The organism is Nocardia sp. NPDC056100 (assembly GCF_042266325.1).
Lineage (GTDB): Bacteria > Actinomycetota > Actinomycetes > Mycobacteriales > Mycobacteriaceae > Nocardia.
In genome coordinates, this window is record NZ_JBHJVY010000001.1 from 1,887,021 (window position 1) to 1,902,903 (window position 15,883).

At 66.4% G+C, this 15,883-nt stretch carries 14 protein-coding genes; 5 read left to right on the forward strand and 9 right to left on the reverse strand.

Annotation, left to right across the window (positions count from 1 at the left end; all coding sequences use genetic code 11):
* Positions 1–2: 2 nt before the first annotated feature.
* From ACFC0O_RS08760 to ctaD, 6 genes are all read right to left on the reverse strand, one after another.
* The gene (locus ACFC0O_RS08760) at positions 3–365 is read right to left on the reverse strand and encodes a hypothetical protein (protein ID WP_375955033.1); all 363 of its coding nucleotides are present in this window, start codon (positions 363–365) and stop codon (positions 3–5) included.
* A gap of 9 nt (positions 366–374) precedes the next feature.
* Complete coding sequence (locus ACFC0O_RS08765; protein ID WP_364629974.1) at positions 375–1,130, reverse strand: peptidyl-tRNA hydrolase; 756 nt, start codon at positions 1,128–1,130, stop codon at positions 375–377.
* Between the two features lie 70 nt (positions 1,131–1,200).
* Positions 1,201–1,647, reverse strand: a complete 447-nt coding sequence (locus ACFC0O_RS08770) for a protease inhibitor I42 family protein (protein WP_375956047.1) — start codon at positions 1,645–1,647, stop codon at positions 1,201–1,203.
* Positions 1,648–1,746: 99 nt separating this feature from the next.
* Positions 1,747–3,009 (reverse strand): phosphoserine phosphatase SerB, encoded by a 1,263-nt coding sequence (gene serB, locus ACFC0O_RS08775; RefSeq protein WP_375955035.1) that lies wholly within the window; start codon positions 3,007–3,009, stop codon positions 1,747–1,749.
* A 195-nt stretch (positions 3,010–3,204) separates the two neighbouring features.
* A complete protein-coding gene (locus ACFC0O_RS08780; protein ID WP_375956049.1) occupies positions 3,205–4,152 on the reverse strand; it encodes an NAD(P)H-dependent flavin oxidoreductase in 948 nt (315 codons plus the stop codon).
* Positions 4,153–4,280: 128 nt separating this feature from the next.
* Positions 4,281–6,017 (reverse strand): cytochrome c oxidase subunit I, encoded by a 1,737-nt coding sequence (ctaD, locus tag ACFC0O_RS08785; protein WP_375955037.1) that lies wholly within the window; start codon positions 6,015–6,017, stop codon positions 4,281–4,283.
* A gap of 188 nt (positions 6,018–6,205) precedes the next feature.
* Here ctaD and ACFC0O_RS08790 point away from each other — a divergent pair, with 188 nt between their 5' ends.
* Positions 6,206–7,309 carry an ABC transporter substrate-binding protein gene (locus tag ACFC0O_RS08790; RefSeq protein ID WP_375955039.1) on the forward strand — a complete coding sequence of 368 codons (1,104 nt, stop codon included), beginning with the start codon at positions 6,206–6,208 and terminating at the stop codon, positions 7,307–7,309.
* An 85-nt stretch (positions 7,310–7,394) separates the two neighbouring features.
* On the opposite strand, the gene nrdF is transcribed toward ACFC0O_RS08790, so the two are convergent.
* Positions 7,395–8,366 carry a class 1b ribonucleoside-diphosphate reductase subunit beta gene (nrdF, locus tag ACFC0O_RS08795; protein ID WP_364629959.1) on the reverse strand — a complete coding sequence of 324 codons (972 nt, stop codon included), beginning with the start codon at positions 8,364–8,366 and terminating at the stop codon, positions 7,395–7,397.
* Between the two features lie 116 nt (positions 8,367–8,482).
* Positions 8,483–9,907 (reverse strand): magnesium transporter, encoded by a 1,425-nt coding sequence (mgtE, locus tag ACFC0O_RS08800; protein ID WP_375955041.1) that lies wholly within the window; start codon positions 9,905–9,907, stop codon positions 8,483–8,485.
* Between the two features lie 436 nt (positions 9,908–10,343).
* On the opposite strand from mgtE, the gene ACFC0O_RS08805 reads away from it, so the two are divergent.
* The 4 genes from ACFC0O_RS08805 to ACFC0O_RS08820 all read left to right on the forward strand — a co-directional run bounded on the left by ACFC0O_RS08805 (position 10,344) and on the right by ACFC0O_RS08820 (position 14,427).
* The gene (locus ACFC0O_RS08805) at positions 10,344–11,009 is read left to right on the forward strand and encodes a response regulator transcription factor (protein ID WP_364629953.1); all 666 of its coding nucleotides are present in this window, start codon (positions 10,344–10,346) and stop codon (positions 11,007–11,009) included.
* Positions 11,006–12,301 carry a sensor histidine kinase gene (locus tag ACFC0O_RS08810; protein WP_375955043.1) on the forward strand — a complete coding sequence of 432 codons (1,296 nt, stop codon included), beginning with the start codon at positions 11,006–11,008 and terminating at the stop codon, positions 12,299–12,301. Before ACFC0O_RS08805 ends, ACFC0O_RS08810 begins: the two co-directional genes overlap by 4 nt.
* A gap of 48 nt (positions 12,302–12,349) precedes the next feature.
* Positions 12,350–13,024, forward strand: coding sequence for a histidine phosphatase family protein (locus tag ACFC0O_RS08815; RefSeq protein ID WP_375955045.1), 675 nt, complete (start codon positions 12,350–12,352; stop codon positions 13,022–13,024).
* 128 nt (positions 13,025–13,152) lie between these two features.
* Entirely contained in the window at positions 13,153–14,427 is a 1,275-nt protein-coding gene (locus ACFC0O_RS08820) for a PucR family transcriptional regulator (protein ID WP_375955046.1), read from the forward strand.
* Between the two features lies 1 nt (position 14,428).
* Here ACFC0O_RS08820 and ACFC0O_RS08825 read toward each other — a convergent pair whose 3' ends face one another.
* Positions 14,429–15,646 (reverse strand): lipase family protein, encoded by a 1,218-nt coding sequence (locus ACFC0O_RS08825; RefSeq protein ID WP_375955048.1) that lies wholly within the window; start codon positions 15,644–15,646, stop codon positions 14,429–14,431.
* Between the last annotated feature and the right edge of the window lie 237 nt (positions 15,647–15,883).

Sequence of the window (15,883 nt, forward strand, 5' to 3'; positions counted from 1 at the left end):
CGTCAACGTGGTGGGAAAACTCGATGCGTGTCACCTTCTCCCGCACCGTATCCGGAGCTCGATCCGCGGGATAGCTCCGGTTCCTCGGGGCTGCGCGCATGACCCTGGCGGTGCCGGTTATGGGTCTGGCCACGACCGCGCGCGTCCTCGCCCGTGGAGCGGAACATGCGGGCCAGGAGCAGTGCCACCGGGATCGAGAGCACAACCCAGACAATGAGAACAATCAGCAGTGTCGTCATATCGTGTTTCCTCCTGCGGAAACTCGTGCACCGATCCTTCTCCTGCAGCTCGGTGAAGTCGATACCCCAGCGCACATAGGCCAGTGTGCGGACCGAACGGTTCGCGGCGTGGACACTTTCGGGCATTCGCCTTATTCAGTTAGGCGGTACCGCGATCACGGTGATCGAGCCGGGGGCCACCTCGGTGAATCCGGCGTCGCGCACCGCGATCGCGGTACCCTCGGCCACTCGCCGCAGCAACCGTGCCCAGTGCTCGGGGTCTGCGTCGGTCACAGTGCATCGGAAACCGCGTGTGGCCCAGGCATGCGCCTGCCCTACCGGCATGAACCCGGCCAGCAGCATGCTCGCGTGCCCTACCTGCGCGGCGGCCTTACCCACTGTCATACCCAATTTCGCGTCGACCCATAGCGTGGGATACCCGGGATCGATCGAGATCGGTTCATCCACTTCCAATTCGGTGCCGCCGATCTGAAGGCGTTTGATCCGCGGGTCGATTTCTCCGACCGCACCGGGAACCAGCGCCCGCGCCTGCGCGCCCTCGAATTCGACGGTCACCCCCGGCACCTCCTGCGCGGCCAGCCACTGCGCGCCGCGAGCCCGCCTGGCCACCTTGCGAATTCGGGAGCGCTTCCAGGTGAGATAGCGCTCCTCCCATTCACCGCCGTCGCCGACCCGCTCGTCCAGGCATAGCGCCACCACCGCCGTGGCGGCCGCCGCGAGCAGTGCGCTGCGCCGGGGCGGATCGATCTTCGGAATGTGCAGCACCATCTGCATGGCCTGCACCAGCGCCGGGTCCTCGGGATCGCCGCCACCGCCGTAGCCCTGTGCCAGTTCGGCGTGCCGGGCCACGAACCCGGCATCGATGGTGGATTCGACACTGGACACCGGCATCACACTCCTCATCACACGACAACTCTGAGCCAGGGTAATCACTTTTCGAAAAGCCCTGACCCAGCCCCGATTACGTAACCTTCAGATTCAGGGTGAAACGTTCGGCCGGATCGATGCCCTGCTCCCACGGCCGCCGGTATTCGAGCACCAGCCGGGTCGCGCCGGGAGCTTGCGCGGTGAACCGGAAGATCGCGGTGCCGCCGACGCCGACCATGCCGTTGGGGCTCGGATCCTGTTCGTACTCCATACCACCGTCCTGCTTGACGATGTTCTGGTCCAGTTCGGCCGGCTGCCACAGGTATCCGGTGGTGGGGTTGGCGGCCAGCTTCACGGTCAGGCCCTGACCCACCGTCAGGGGGATGTCCTTACCGTCCTGATCCTTGGCGGCGACGACCGGATCTGGCACGTGATGGGCGGCGGAAGTGGTTGTGGTGGGCCGCACTTCATTCGGGTTGTCGTTACCACCGCATCCGGCCAGAGCCAGCCCGAGCATCACTACCGCCAGTGGTATGCGCATCCGCACGGACAGCCTCCCATCGTCGTGATCGAAGCATTGCGATCACGCTACCGACGGGAGGGCCGCCGATCGTGCAGGCGGCCCAACACGTTTTGGTGTCTAGCGGGGCAGCGGCACCCGGCGGATACCGCCGTCCTGGGCGTCGGCGGCCTCGAGTTCGGCGCGGGTGACGCCGAGGATGAACAGCACCGCGTCCAGGAACGGATGCGAGAGCGCGGTATCGGCGACCTCGCGCAGCGCGGGCTTGGCATTGAAGGCGATGCCCAGACCCGCGGCATTGAGCATGTCGATATCGTTCGCGCCGTCGCCGACCGCGACGGTCTGCTCCATCGCCACACCCGATTCGGCGGCGAAGCGGCGCAGCATGACCGCTTTCGCGGCCCGGTCCACGATCTCGCCGACCACTCGGCCGGTGAGCTTGCCGTCCACGATCTCCAGGGTGTTGGCCTGGACGAAGTCCAATTCCAGCTCGTGCGCGAGCGGTTCGATGACCTGACGGAAACCGCCGGACACCACACCGCAGCGGAAACCGATGCGGCGCAAGGTGCGAATGGTGGTGCGCGCGCCCGGGGTCAGCTCGATCTGATCGGCGACCTCGTCGATGACCGACGCGTCCAGCCCCGCGAGGGTGGCCACGCGCTGGCGCAGCGATTCCGCGAAATCGATCTCACCGCGCATGGCGGCCTCGGTGACGGCGCGCACCTCATCCTCGACACCGGCGTGCGCGGCCAGCATTTCGATGACCTCGCCCTGGATCAGGGTCGAGTCCACGTCGAACACGATGAGCCGCTTGGACCGGCGCGCCAGTCCGGCCCGCTCGACCGCGATATCGACGCTCTCCTTGGCGGCCACCACGGCCAGCATGGTGCGCAGCGTGGTCTCGGCCCCCGCCGCGGGCGGCACGGTGACCATGAGCTCGAGGCCCGTCACCGGATAGTCGGCGATACCGCGAATGGAATCGATATTCGCGCCCTGTTCGGCGAGCTTGCGCGAGATCGCGCTGAACGCGCGCGCGGTGACCGGACTGCCCAGCACCACCACGGCGTGGGTCGACAGTCGCGCACCCGCGACCGAATCCGCCCCGATCTCCACATCCACGTTCATGCCGACGCTGGCCATCGCGTCCTCGAGCTGATCCTGCAAACCCTCCGGATCGCACGGACAGGACACCAGCACACCCAGCGTCAGCCGCCCCCGGATCACGACCTGCTCGACATCGAGCAGGCTGACGGCATTATTGGACAGCGCCGCGAGCAATACCGACGTCACGCCCGGCTTGTCGGGTCCGGTGACCGTGACCAGAACCGTCGTGTCAGACGTCGTGCTCAATCGAAACTCCCGTTCTCGCGACTCCCCCCGCATGACATGCGGTGAGGCGCGTCCATTCTGTCAGGTAAGTCGTCCCCGGCTCGCGCCACCCACCGTCACGGAGATCACAGCGGGACCGCTCGCCCGCCGCACCGCGGGGCGAGCACGTCGGTCCGCGGACATGCGGTGGTCAGCGCGGGCGGATCAGCGGCGGTGCCGAGGCGTGAGCGGCCCGGTGCCGCCATCCGTTCACAACAGTTTCGCCGCACCCGAGCACAGCTCGTCCAGCACCTGGGCCACCGGGCGGACCTCGGTGATCGCGCCGACACCGGTGCCCGCGTACACCGGAACGATGTCGTGGTCGCCGGATTCGAGCCCGGCGCGCAATTCGGCGCGGGCCTGATCGGGCAGATCACCGGTGCGCTCGGACCAGCGGTCGGTGAAGGCGTTGCGCAGCAGACGCGCGGGAAAGTGCGCGGGCCACGGCAAGCCCTTGGCCACATCGAACAGGCGGGTGACGACCGCGTCCCGGCCCTGCGCCGCCACCATGGCCTGACGCTCCGGCTCGGCGAGCAGGGATTCGGTGCAGGCGGCCAGGCAGGTGCCCAGCCACGCCCCGCTCGCCCCGGCGGCCAGGGCGACCGCGAGATCACGCGGGGTGGCGATACCGCCCGCGGCGAGCACCGGCACCGGCACCTCGGCCACGATCGATTCGAGCAGGGGCAGCGTCGCCACTTCCACCGCACCGTGACCGCCGCCCTCCAAACCCCGCGCGACCAGCACATCCACCCCGGCGTCGGCGGCCCGGTGGGCGTCGTCGAGGCTGAAAACCTGTGTGGCCGCGAGGATTCCGGCCTCGTGCAGCCGCCCCACCCAGGACAGATCGGTACCGAAGCTCACCGAGATCAGGGTTGGACCTGCGGCGATGGCGGCGGGGAGCAGTTCGGGCTCCTTGCGAATCACCCAGTCCACCAGGCCGATTCCGAACGACCCCGACAGTCCGTCGAGATGCGCCAGCTCGGCCGCGAGCGCGGCGGGCGATCCCGCACCGCCCATACCGATCATGCCGAGCCCGCCCGCGCGGGTGACCGCCGCCGCGAATCGCCCGCCCGCGACCCCGCCCATGGGTGCGTTCACCACGGGTAACCGCAGTCCGATCGCCCGCGACCAGGCGGTGGACAGTTCGGGCTCCGGCATCGGATCGCGTTCGGTCACTCCACATTTCTATACCGGAATCGGCTGCCGCGGTCAGTCGTCCCTACCCCGGATACGCCGATGGCGGCCGTCGAAAGACGGCCGCCATCGCGGTGATTCGGGTCGGGCTGCTACTTGTCAGCCTTCTCCAGCTCGTGCACGGTGTGCGGCTTGGTGCCCCAGCCGACATGGGCTTCGGCGCGCATGCGCTCGACCATGTGCGGGTAGTGCAGTTCGAACGCCGGACGCTCGGAGCGGATGCGCGGCAACTCGTAGAAGTTGTGCCGCGGCGGCGGGCAGGAGGTCGCCCACTCCAGGGAGTTGCCGTAGCCCCACGGATCGTCGACCGTAACGACCTCGCCGTAGCGGTAGGACTTGAAGACGTTCCAGATGAACGGCAGCATCGACGAACCCAGGATGAAGGCACCGATGGTGGAGATGGTGTTCAGGGTGGTGAAGCCGTCGGTCGGCAGGTAGTCGGCGTAGCGGCGCGGCATACCTTCGTTACCCAGCCAGTGCTGGACGAGGAAGGTGGTGTGGAAGCCGACGAAGGTGGCCCAGAAGTGCCACTTGCCCAGGCGCTCGTCCATCATGCGGCCGGTCATCTTCGGGAACCAGAAGTAGATGCCCGCGAAGGTGGCGAACACGATGGTGCCGAAGAGCACGTAATGGAAGTGCGCCACAACGAAGTACGTGTCCGAGACGTGGAAGTCGATCGGCGGGGCGGCCAGGATGACGCCTGACAGACCACCGAAGAGGAAGGTCACCAGGAAGCCGATGGACCACAGCATGGGTGTTTCGAAGGTCAGCTGACCCCGCCACATGGTGCCGATCCAGTTGAAGAACTTCACACCGGTCGGAACGGCGATCAAGAAGGTCATGAAGGAGAAGTACGGCAGCAGCACCGCGCCGGTGGCGTACATGTGGTGCGCCCACACGGCGATGGACAGCGCGGCGATGCCGAGCGTCGCGTAAACCAGTGTGGTGTAACCGAAGATCGGCTTGCGGCTGAAGACCGGGAAGATCTCCGACACGATGCCGAAGAACGGCAGCGCGATGATGTAGACCTCCGGGTGACCGAAGTACCAGAACAGATGCTGGTAGAGCAGCGCACCGCCGTTCGCCGGGTCATAGATATGACCACCCAGGTGGCGGTCGTACGCCAGGCCGAACAGCGCCGCAGTCAGCAGCGGGAAGGCAAGCAGCACAAGCACACTGGTGACGGCGATATTCCAGGTGAAGATCGGCATCCGGAACATGGTCATACCCGGGCAGCGCAGGCAGACGACCGTGGTGAGCATGTTGACGCCACCGAGGATGGTGCCCAGACCGGAGACGGCCAGGCCCAGGATCCACAGGTCGGCGCCGACGCCCGGCGAGTGCACGATGTCGGACAGCGGGGTGTACGCGGTCCAGCCGAAGTCGGCCGCACCACCGGGGGTGATGAAACCGGCGGTGGCCATGGTGCCGCCGAACAGGTACAGCCAGTAGCTGAACGCGTTCAGGCGCGGGAACGCCACATCGGGTGCGCCGATCTGCAACGGCAGGATGATGTTGGCGAAGCCGAACACGATCGCGGTCGCGTAGAACAGCAGCATGATCGTGCCGTGCATGGTGAACAGCTGATTGAACTGCTCGGGCGACAGGAACTGCATGCCCGGGCGAGCCAGCTCGGCGCGCATCAGCAGCGCCATGAGTCCGCCGACGAGGAAGAAGGACATGGCGGTCACGAGGTACATGACGCCCAGGACCTTCGGGTCCGTCGTGGTGACCATCTTGTAGATAAACGAACCCTTGGGACCCACCCGCTGTGGGTAGGGCCGAGCCGCCTCCACTTGACGGACTGGCTGTGGCTCTACGGCAGTCACAAATCCTCCTGAACAGGTGCCTACTGGTCGTTCGTACGCGGGTCTTCCGGCGTCCAGTTCGCTGCATGACGAACGACGGGGGGCCTAGCGCTTCAAGGATCGTAAACCGTGCTCCCACAGCGGTCGCGGGCTGGTCCTACTCTGTGTCGTAATTGGGTGTCGGGGTCGCCGGATGTACGCTGCCAGCCATGCCGGTGCGCGAGTCCGCTTCCACCCGAATCACGTTCGCCTCCACTGCCGCCCCCGTGCGCCGTTTGCGCACCTGGGGCGCTGTTCTGGCCGCTGCCGCGGTGCTACCGGCGGGTCTACTCGCGGGGTGTGGCAAGGGTACGGACGATGCCATGAGCTCGATCGTGCGCACCACGACCAATATCGCCGGGGCCGGCGTGGTGGGTCTGGAGCGCGATACCCGGGCCGCGTGCGCACTGCCGAGTTCCCCCGACGCGAGCGCGGGCACCGTCCCGGTCAACCACACCGCCGGAATCACCGAGGTGCCCGCCGACGCCAAACGCGTTGTGGTGCTGTCCACCGCCGCCCTGGACGCGGTCTGCGCCCTGGGCCTGTGGGAGCGAGTCGTCGGGGCCGCAACGGTTTCCGGTCCCACCCCGCAACCCTCCTACCTGGGCACGGGCGTGCTGTTGATCCCCCAGGTCGGCACCGTCACCGCGCCGGACCCGGCGAAAGTGGCGGAGCTGAAACCGGATCTGATCCTCGGCTCGAGTGCGGACAGCGCGCAGTACGACGCGTTGAAGGCGATCGCCCCCACCGTGCTCGCGGGTTCGGAGAACGGCTGGCAGGCCGAGTTCAGCACCTACGGCGCGGCCCTGGATCGCAAGACCGCCGCCACCAAGGCCCTGGAGGATTACCGCACCGCCGCGCGCGATGCCGGAAACGCGCAGTCCGCCAGTCTGACCCAGGCGTCGGTGCTGCGCTTCGATCCGAAGGTCATCCAGGTGCAGGGCGGCAACAGCTTCGCCGGGCTCGTGCTCGGCGATGCCGGGGTGCAGCGCCCGCAGTCCCAGCGCGGTAATTCCTACGATGTGGCGAGCCTGGGCAGCGAGACCGATCGCAACAAGGTCGAGGGCGACATCATCTTCCTGATGTTCGACGGCAAGGACGGTCAGAAGAACGCCGAATCGATCATGCACGGCGATGACTGGAAATCGCTGAGCGCGGTCTCGGATCGCCGGGAATTCGTTGTCGAGGACAGCATTTGGCACGGTTCGGGCATTACCGCGGCCCGCGCCATCCTGGAGGATCTGAAGATGCTCAACGCCTATGTGAGCGACTGAATTTCGCGTTCGTCACACCGCGTCGTCACACAGACGAAAGCCCGGCATCCGCTGATCGGATTGCCGGGCTTCGCTTTTCAGTGGACTAGAACTCCCAGTCCTCGTCCTCGGTGTTGACCGCCTTGCCGATGACGTAGCTCGAACCCGAGCCGGAGAAGAAGTCGTGGTTCTCGTCGGCGTTGGGCGAAAGCGCCGACAGGATGGCCGGATTGACGTCGCACTCGTCCTTGGGGAACAGGCCCTCGTAGCCGAGGTTCATCAGCGCCTTGTTGGCGTTGTAGCGCAGGAACTTCTTGACGTCCTCGGTGAGCCCGACCTCGTCGTACAGATCCTGGGTGTACTCGACCTCGTTCTCGTACAGCTCGAACAGCAGCTCGAAGGTGTACGCCTTGAGTTCGTCGCGCTCGGCCTGCGAGACCAGTTCCAGGCCCTTCTGGAACTTGTAGCCGATGTAGTAGCCGTGCACGGCCTCATCGCGAATGATCAGGCGGATCATATCGGCGGTGTTGGTGAGCTTGGCCCGCGAGGACCAGTGCATGGGCAGGTAGAAGCCGGAGTAGAACAGGAAGGACTCGAGCAGGGTGGAGGCCACCTTGCGCTTGAGCGGATCCTCGCCGTTGTAGTACTCGAGCACGATCTCGGCCTTGCGCTGCAGGTTCCGATTCTCCTCGGACCAGCGGAAAGCCTCGTCGATCTCGCGGCTGGAGCACAGCGTGGAGAAGATCTGGCTGTAGCTCTTGGCGTGCACCGACTCCATGAAGGCGATGTTGGTCATGACGGCTTCTTCGTGCGGGGTCAGCGCATCCGGGATCAGGCTGACCGCGCCGACCGTGCCCTGGATGGTGTCCAGCAGCGTGAGGCCGGTGAAGACCCGCATGGTGAGCTGCTTCTCGCTGGGGGTCAGCGTGGCCCATGACGGAATGTCATTGGAGACCGGCACTTTCTCCGGCAACCAGAAGTTTCCGGTGAGCCGGTCCCAGACCTCCGCGTCCTTGTCATCGATTACGCGGTTCCAGTTGATCGCCGATACCCGATCAATCACCTTGGTTACACGCATGGTCGTGTGGTCCACCGTCATCCTCTCAGCTCACCCATCCTCGTGGCTTGAACACTACTACTGGGGGAGAGCCTCAGTGCGCAGCACAAGCCCTTGTGTCTTCAACCGTCCGCCGATCAGATGCCGAGAACCAATTTCGCTGTCATGAAATAGATCACGAGCCCGGTCGCGTCGACCAGTGTGGTGACCATCGGGGCGGAGATCACAGCCGGATCGATGCGCAGTTTCTTGGCCAGCAGCGGCATGGTGCCGCCGATGGTGGCCGCCCAGCCGCAGATGACGATGAGCGTGATGCCCACCACCACACCGATTTTCGCGCCCACGAACATCCCGGCGATGAGCATGCCGACCACGGCCAGCATGCAGCCCAGCAGCAGGCCCACCCGGCATTCGCGCCAGATCACCTTGAACAGGTCCGACACCCGCACCTCACCGACCGCGAGCGCGCGCACGCAGGTGGTGGCGGCCTGCGCCCCCGCATTGCCGCCCGCGCCGATCAGCAGCGGAATGAACAGCGCCAGATGCGCGGCCTGTTCCAGGGTGCCCTCGAAGAAATCGGTCACCGTGACCGTGAGGGTGGCCGCGACCAGCAGCAGCATCAGCCACAGCGCCCGGTAGCGCGCCAACTGGAAGACGCCCGCCGCCATGTAATGACCGGCCCACGGCGTGGTGCCCGCCTGCCGCGCCACATCCTCGGAATCGGCGGCCTCGATGACCTCGATGGCATCGTCGATGGTGAGCAGGCCCACCAGCCGGTCCTCACTGTCGACCACCGGCAGGTTGATCAGGTTGGCGCCCTGCATGAGCCGGGCCGCCTTCTCCGCCGAATCGGTGGCGCGCGCGTAAACCGGTTCGGAGACAACGAGATCCGCGATCATGGCATCGGGCGAGGAGAGCACCAGCTCGCGCAGTTCCACAATGCCGATGAGGCGGCGGCCCGCGTCCACCACCGGCAGGGTGTAGACGGTTTCGGCGTTGGCGCCCTTGGCGCGCACGGTTTGCAGGGCGGCGGACACCGGCAGATTACGCGGCAGCGCAACGACTTCCGGCGTCATGTACAGCCCGACCGAACCTTCGGGATAGCCCAGCAGGGTGGCGGTCATGCGGCGCTCTTCCGAACTCAGGCCCGCCAGCACCTTTTTGGCGACCTTGGCCGGAGCCTCGCGCAACATGCGGGCGCGATCGTCGGGATCCATCTCCTCGACCAGATCGCGGAAGCTCTGATCGCGCAGACCGTGCAGGATCTGCTGCTGATCGATCGGTTCCAGCTCCTCGAACACATCGAGGGCGCGATCCTTGTCCAGCAGCCGGAAGGCCATCACCGCCGATACCGCGTCCATGCGCGCGAGTTCATCGGCGATGACATGCGGCGGATGATTGTCCAGCCATTCCATGGTCGCCGCCACATGATGGCAGTCGACGATATCGCGGAGCGAAACACCCTGTGCGCGTAGCGTTTCCACGGCGACGGGGCTGTTTTCGGGCAGCGTCGGGAGAACAGGGGGCAGCGTCGAGACGACGGGCAGATCGGTCTGCGTCATGGCGGAACCTCAGCCGGAAGGCGAGTCAAGGGTGAACGGATGGACACAAGTGGTCACACCGCGGGGCACCGACCCGTCGCAGCAGAGAACTACCGGCAGTACGAGGAGGCGGCGCCGCGCGGCCTTCGACTAGGGGGCTCGCTACGCATGCGACCCACCTCCTCGAAGCCGTCGTGCACCGATAAGAATCACCCGCCGAACCGCGGGTGTACATAAGCATCCCTGTGCAGGATACAGCCCGTGGCGACGACCCGCCGCACGGTGTAGCGACACCTGGCGCGGCGGGAGTCGAGGATCACAACCGCGTCCGCACCGGCGGTTCCGTGAGAGGCTCGATGACGGTGAATGAACGGCGCATAATTTTCCGATCATTTCGCGGTCATGACCGCACCCGATGCGTTGGGTGGGTGTCCGAAATGGCTTAATGTCTGGCCCTGTGCGCGTTTTGGTATTGGAGGACGACCAGCAACTCGGTCGTGAGGTGACCGATGGGTTGCGGTCGGCGGGGTTCGCGGTGGACCACGCCTTCGATATCGCCGACGCCGATTTCAAGATAACCATCAACACCTACGACTGCCTGGTCGTGGATCGCGGCCTGCCCGACGGCGACGGCCTGGATCTGGTCGCCGGGGCGCGCCACGCCGGGCACACCATGCCCGCGCTCATGCTCACCGGCCGGGACGGGCTGGACGACCGGCTCGCCGGATTCGAACAGGGCGCGGACGACTATCTGACCAAACCCTTCGCACTGCCCGAACTGGTGATGCGGGTGCGCGCGCTGTGCCGCCGCCGCGATCAGCCCACCGCCGCCCGAATCACGGTGGCGGACATCGATATCGACCTCATGCGCCGCCGGGTCACCCGCGCGGGCATCATGCTCGCGTTGACGCCCAAGGAATTCGCCGTGCTCGAACTCATGGCGACCCGGCTCGGCAGCGTGGTGACCCGCACCGATCTCATCGAATGCTGCTGGGACGAAATGGCCGAGCCCGCATCGAATGTGGTGGACGCGGTGGTGGCCAAGCTGCGCCGCAAGCTCGGTGAACCGTGCGTCATCGAAACCGTGCGCGGCACCGGCTTTCTGCTGGGCGGGGTGGCGTGAATTCACATCGCTCCCCCGCCGTGGCGCGACTGCGGCGGGCGCGCTGGCTGATGACCGGACTGGTCACCATCATCACCGCCACCACCGTACTGGTGCTCGGATGTGTTGCCGCGACCATCGATTCGCACGCACGCACCATCGAAGCCGATCGGCAGGTCGAGAAGGTGGCGGGCGGTCTGGCCCGCGCCATCCAGCACGATGAGAAGAACACCCTGGATCTGTCCACGGTGATCGACGACGAACTGGCGCAGGGCGGCACCGGGGTCGTCGTACTGGTGCGCGAGCAGGGCCAGCCGTGGAAACAGACGCACACCTATCAGCGCTCGCTGATGCCCGCCGACAGCGAACTGTCCACGCTGGCAACACAGGTCGAGGACAATTCCGAAGGCACGCTGTACAGATCGCTGCTGCGGAATTCGACCGCCATCACCGGCCGCCCGGTCACCGTCTCGGGAACCCCTGTCTACTGGACGGATTGGGACAATATCGTCGTCATCCTGGCCGCGGACGATGCCATGGACAACCCGGACGACCATCTGATGCTGGTGTGGGCCTTACTGATCGGCGGCACCCTGCTGGTGCTGGCCGCCACCGCCGTCGCCTATCTGCTCTCGGGCCGCAGTCAGCGCCAGGCCCTGCACATGCTCGATGAGCACGAACAGTTCCTCGGCGACGCCGCGCACGAATTGCGCACGCCCCTCACGACTTTGAAACTGCTCACCGAATCCCGCCCGAAACCCGATGAGGTGCAGCAGACCCTGGCCGAGGCCCGCAAACTCGCCGACCGGATGGCCCGCCTGGTCACCGGTCTGCTCGCGCGCGCCCGAATGCAAACCGGCATAGCCGAACCCGAGCGCACCATGCTGCGCCTGGACCAGCTCGCCGAGGCCGTCGCCGAGGAAGCGGCCGATGACCGCATCGTGGTCACCGCGCATCCGTCGGTGGTGGTCGGCGATCCGCAACTGCTGAGCCTGGCCATCCGGAACATGCTGGAGAACGGGCTCACCCACGGCGCGGTCAACCGTTCCGCCCCGGTGGAGATCCATATCGCCGAGGGCCGGGTGAGCGTGCGCGATCACGGCCCCGGCGTCGATCCGGTCATGTCCGCCAGCCCGTTCAATCGCGGGTCGGCGGGCCGCACCGGCCGCAATGGCATTGGATTGGCCCTGGTCGCGTGGGTGGCGCAGGCGCACGGCGGCAATGCCGCCATCGAACCCGCGGTGGGCGGCGGCACCATCGCCACACTGTGGCTGCCCCCGGCCGATATCACCGTCGGGGTTCCGGCCCGATAGCGCGCTTACCGCGATGCGGCGGCCCCGGCGGCGTAATCTGGGGCTCCCATGACTCTGCAATCGCTCACGATGATCCGGCACGGCGAGAGCGCGAGCAATGCCGCCGCCGCACTGCTCGCGGGCACCGACGCCGAGGAATTCGGGGACGGCACAAGGGATCCCGATGTGCCGCTGACCGATCTCGGCCGCCGGCAGGCGACGGCGGTCGGGGCCTGGCTGGCCGGGCAGTCCGATCGCGAATGGACGGTGCTGTGCTCGCCGTATCGGCGGGCGCGCGAAACCGCCTCCCTCGCACTGGAATTCATCGGACCCGCGGCGGTGCGGAGCGATGAGCGGTTGCGGGACCGGGATATCGGGACGCTGCAGGGGCTCACCGATCTGGGGTGGCGGCGGCGCTATCCCGGCGAACAGGCGCGGCGGGAACGACTGGGGCGCTTCTACTATCGGCCGCCGGGCGGGGAATCCTGGACCGACGTGGCATTGCGGCTGCGCACGCTACTGCCCGAATTGGACGGGCACGTGCTCATCTTCGCCCATGACATCGTGGTGGTCATGACCCGGTACATCATCGAGGGACTCGATGAGCAGGCCATCCTCGCGATCGAACGGAATCAGATCCGCAACGGGTCCATCAGCCGCTGGGCGCGCACCGGCGCGGGGCTCACCCGCGTCGATTACAACGCGACGGCGCATCTGGATCGGCTGGACGGTCGGGTTTTGTGAGATGTCACCGAATCGCCGGGCCGACATTGCGGCGGATCACAGCTCGCGGCCAACTTCCCCCTCTGCGGGCCGTCATACGTTAGCGTTTCGTTACCGGAGGGTTAGCCCCCGGTAGTGGAAGGAGCGCTATGGCCGTCGAGATTCCGGCCCGCGCCGGGCTGATCATCTCCGGAACCCCCATGTCCTCGCCACTGCAGGACGTCGGTCCGCTGGCACGGCATATGGTCGGGCATTTCGTGGAGACCGTCGCACCCTGCGGCACCCTGCCCGGCGATGCCATTCACGGTGACGTCACCGCCATCACCCGCATGTGCCTGGAACTGGCGGTGGGCATGCTGGACGGGAAAGACCTGCCGGAGAAGACCAAGCGGCTCGAGGAGGCCGCCGCGCAGTGGGCGCGCGAGGGCATCCCCATCGACACCATCCATCACGCCATCCACGAGGGCTTCAAGATCGGCTCGGATCTGGTGATCGCCAATGCCATGTCCCGGCATATGCGACAGGACAGTCCGGACGGGGATGTCGAACTGGTGGTCGCGGCCGGGGATATGGAGAGCATCATCGGCGGCGCCGCCATGGTGGTGGAACTGCTGGACCGGATGACCTGCGCGGTCTCGCTCGCCTACGTGCGGGAACTGCGCTCGGTGGTCAGCGAACACCACACCGCGGTGCACACCCTCACCTCGGCGCTGCTCGGCGGGCACAGCACCTCGACCATGGCGCGCGAATGCGGTATCGAGATCGCGGAATCGTATTACGTACTGGCGGTGTCGATCCCGGAGCATCCGGAGGAGCACTCACCGACCGTGGAGGGCGCGGTGGTGGCCCGGCGCAAACTGCGACGGCTACAGGCCGAACTGGCGCACGGATACGCCGCCAAGGTGCTGTCCCTGCTGAGCGTGGACGGCGGCACCATCCTGGTGCCCGGTGACGCGCTCGCCGACGATCAACTCGACGAACTCATCGAACGACTATCGCGGGCGGCCCGGGTACCGATCGCGGCGACCATGATTTCCGCTACGCCGCAGGGGATTCCGGACGCCGCCGATCAGGCGCACGAACTGCTCGACATCGTGCACCGGCTGCGGCTCACCCGCGGGCTGTTCCGCTTCGACGAACTCGCGCTGGAATATCAGCTCACCCGGCCCGGTCCGGGCCGCGATCATCTGGGCTCACTGCTCGATCCGCTGGATCTGCATCCGGAACTGCTGGAGACGCTGCGCACGCATATCAGCAACAACCTCAATCGCCAGCGCACGGCGCGAATCCTGCACGTGCACACCAATACCGTGGATTACCGGCTCAAACGGATCGGGCAGTTGACGGGCTTCGACCCGACGCAGGCCGCAGGGCTGTGGTACCTGCGGTCCGCGTTGGTCGCCCGGACGTATCAGGCGGGGTGAGTCACGCGCAATTGCTGACCACCGGCTTATCGGTGAGCCTGGCCTCGAGCCAGGACACCGCGGCGGGCAGGCCGAGCACGGCCGCCGTCAGATGATCGGGCACCGGCACCTGTTCGGACCAGACCTTCACCCCCGAGGCGCAATACCGGTGCACGGTGTCCACCACGGCATCGATCGGGATCAACCCGTCGATCGGTGAATGCCATTCGAACACCGGCATATTCGGCACACCCGGGTACAACTGGAGGCTGTTCTCCTCCACCACGCCGCGCGCGGTCGGATCCTCGGTCATGATGGTGGTCTTGGCGACATCCATGGCGCCCACCCCCGCCCCCGCGGTGAGAATATCGTTGGTGCAGCTGTTCGCGAGCTTGTCCCGAATGGCCAGACCGCGATCATTGAGCTGGGCGCTGAGCGGGAATCGATCCGGATACTCGCGCTCCAGGCCCAGACCCGCCGCCATCGCCAGGCCGAACACCGGATGCCGGTTCAGGCCCATGGCCTCCAGCATGGTCACCAGATTCATCGGCACGCCGCCCATGGCCGCACCGGCGATATGCAATTCGGGGGCGTAGGACTGGGCCAGCGCCGCCGCCCACGCGGTCGCCATCCCGCCGCCCGAATAACCCGCCATGGCGACGGGGCTGTGCTGCACCTTCAATTCCGGGACGCGCTGCGCCGCGCGGATGCCGTCCAGGGTGATCTGACCGCCGAGTTTGGCCGCGCCATAGGCGAAGTGGGGTCCGAGGTGGTCCGGCAGCGCGATGCTCCAGCCGCGCTGCAGCACCACATTCCACGCGGGAGCCTCGCGCATCATCAGATTCGGATCGCTGGTGTAGAGCACGCGCGAGACCGCGCACTGCGAACCCAGGCCGTTGATGATCTGCTGCAGGGACAGCATGGGCGCGTCCGCGGCGCGATTGCGCGGGGACAGCACGGTGGTGGTGGCCGCGATGGGCTGGCCCTCGGAACTGGTGGATCGGAATTCCACCAGGCTGATATCGGTATTCGGGAATTGCGGCAGCGCGGGCATGGCGCGCACGGCGAGCACATCGCCCGGCTGGTGGTTGCCGATATCGGCGGGCGCGGCGTAGAACGGGTCCGGGTCCGCGATCGGGTAGACCGGTCCGGCGGCCGCCACCGCCGGGGCGAAAGCGCATCCCACCGCGATGAGCGCCGCTAGTCGTAGTCGATGTCGGTGGTGAGTTCGAATCCTCATCCGGGTCTTTTCCTCTCTCCGGCTGAACGCAGGATCTCCCCGCGCAGCCTAGAGCGAAAACGCATGGGTCCGGGAGAGCTGCGGAAAACCTTCCGAAAGATCACAACGGCTCTCGAAAGTTGTTGTGAGCACCGGCCATTCCAGTTCCGACAAATGACAAGAAGAGTCGCGACGGGCTTGTGAACCTTCCAAGCACCCCGCGGAATCGCCTCCCATGCAACAGGTTCCAGTTACGGT

Coding starts and splice junctions, on each gene's coding strand:
- ACFC0O_RS08820 (WP_375955046.1), top strand. CDS start 13,153: ATGGCCGTCGAGATTCCGGCCCGCGCCGGGCTGATCATCTCCGGAACC.
- serB (WP_375955035.1), bottom strand. CDS start 3,009: ATGCGGGGGGAGTCGCGAGAACGGGAGTTTCGATTGAGCACGACGTCT.
- ACFC0O_RS08770 (WP_375956047.1), bottom strand. CDS start 1,647: ATGCGCATACCACTGGCGGTAGTGATGCTCGGGCTGGCTCTGGCCGGA.
- mgtE (WP_375955041.1), bottom strand. CDS start 9,907: ATGACGCAGACCGATCTGCCCGTCGTCTCGACGCTGCCCCCTGTTCTC.
- ACFC0O_RS08765 (WP_364629974.1), bottom strand. CDS start 1,130: ATGCCGGTGTCCAGTGTCGAATCCACCATCGATGCCGGGTTCGTGGCC.
- nrdF (WP_364629959.1), bottom strand. CDS start 8,366: ATGCGTGTAACCAAGGTGATTGATCGGGTATCGGCGATCAACTGGAAC.
- ACFC0O_RS08760 (WP_375955033.1), bottom strand. CDS start 365: ATGCCCGAAAGTGTCCACGCCGCGAACCGTTCGGTCCGCACACTGGCC.
- ACFC0O_RS08825 (WP_375955048.1), bottom strand. CDS start 15,646: ATGAGGATTCGAACTCACCACCGACATCGACTACGACTAGCGGCGCTC.
- ACFC0O_RS08780 (WP_375956049.1), bottom strand. CDS start 4,152: ATGCCGGAGCCCGAACTGTCCACCGCCTGGTCGCGGGCGATCGGACTG.
- ACFC0O_RS08815 (WP_375955045.1), top strand. CDS start 12,350: ATGACTCTGCAATCGCTCACGATGATCCGGCACGGCGAGAGCGCGAGC.
- ACFC0O_RS08790 (WP_375955039.1), top strand. CDS start 6,206: ATGCCGGTGCGCGAGTCCGCTTCCACCCGAATCACGTTCGCCTCCACT.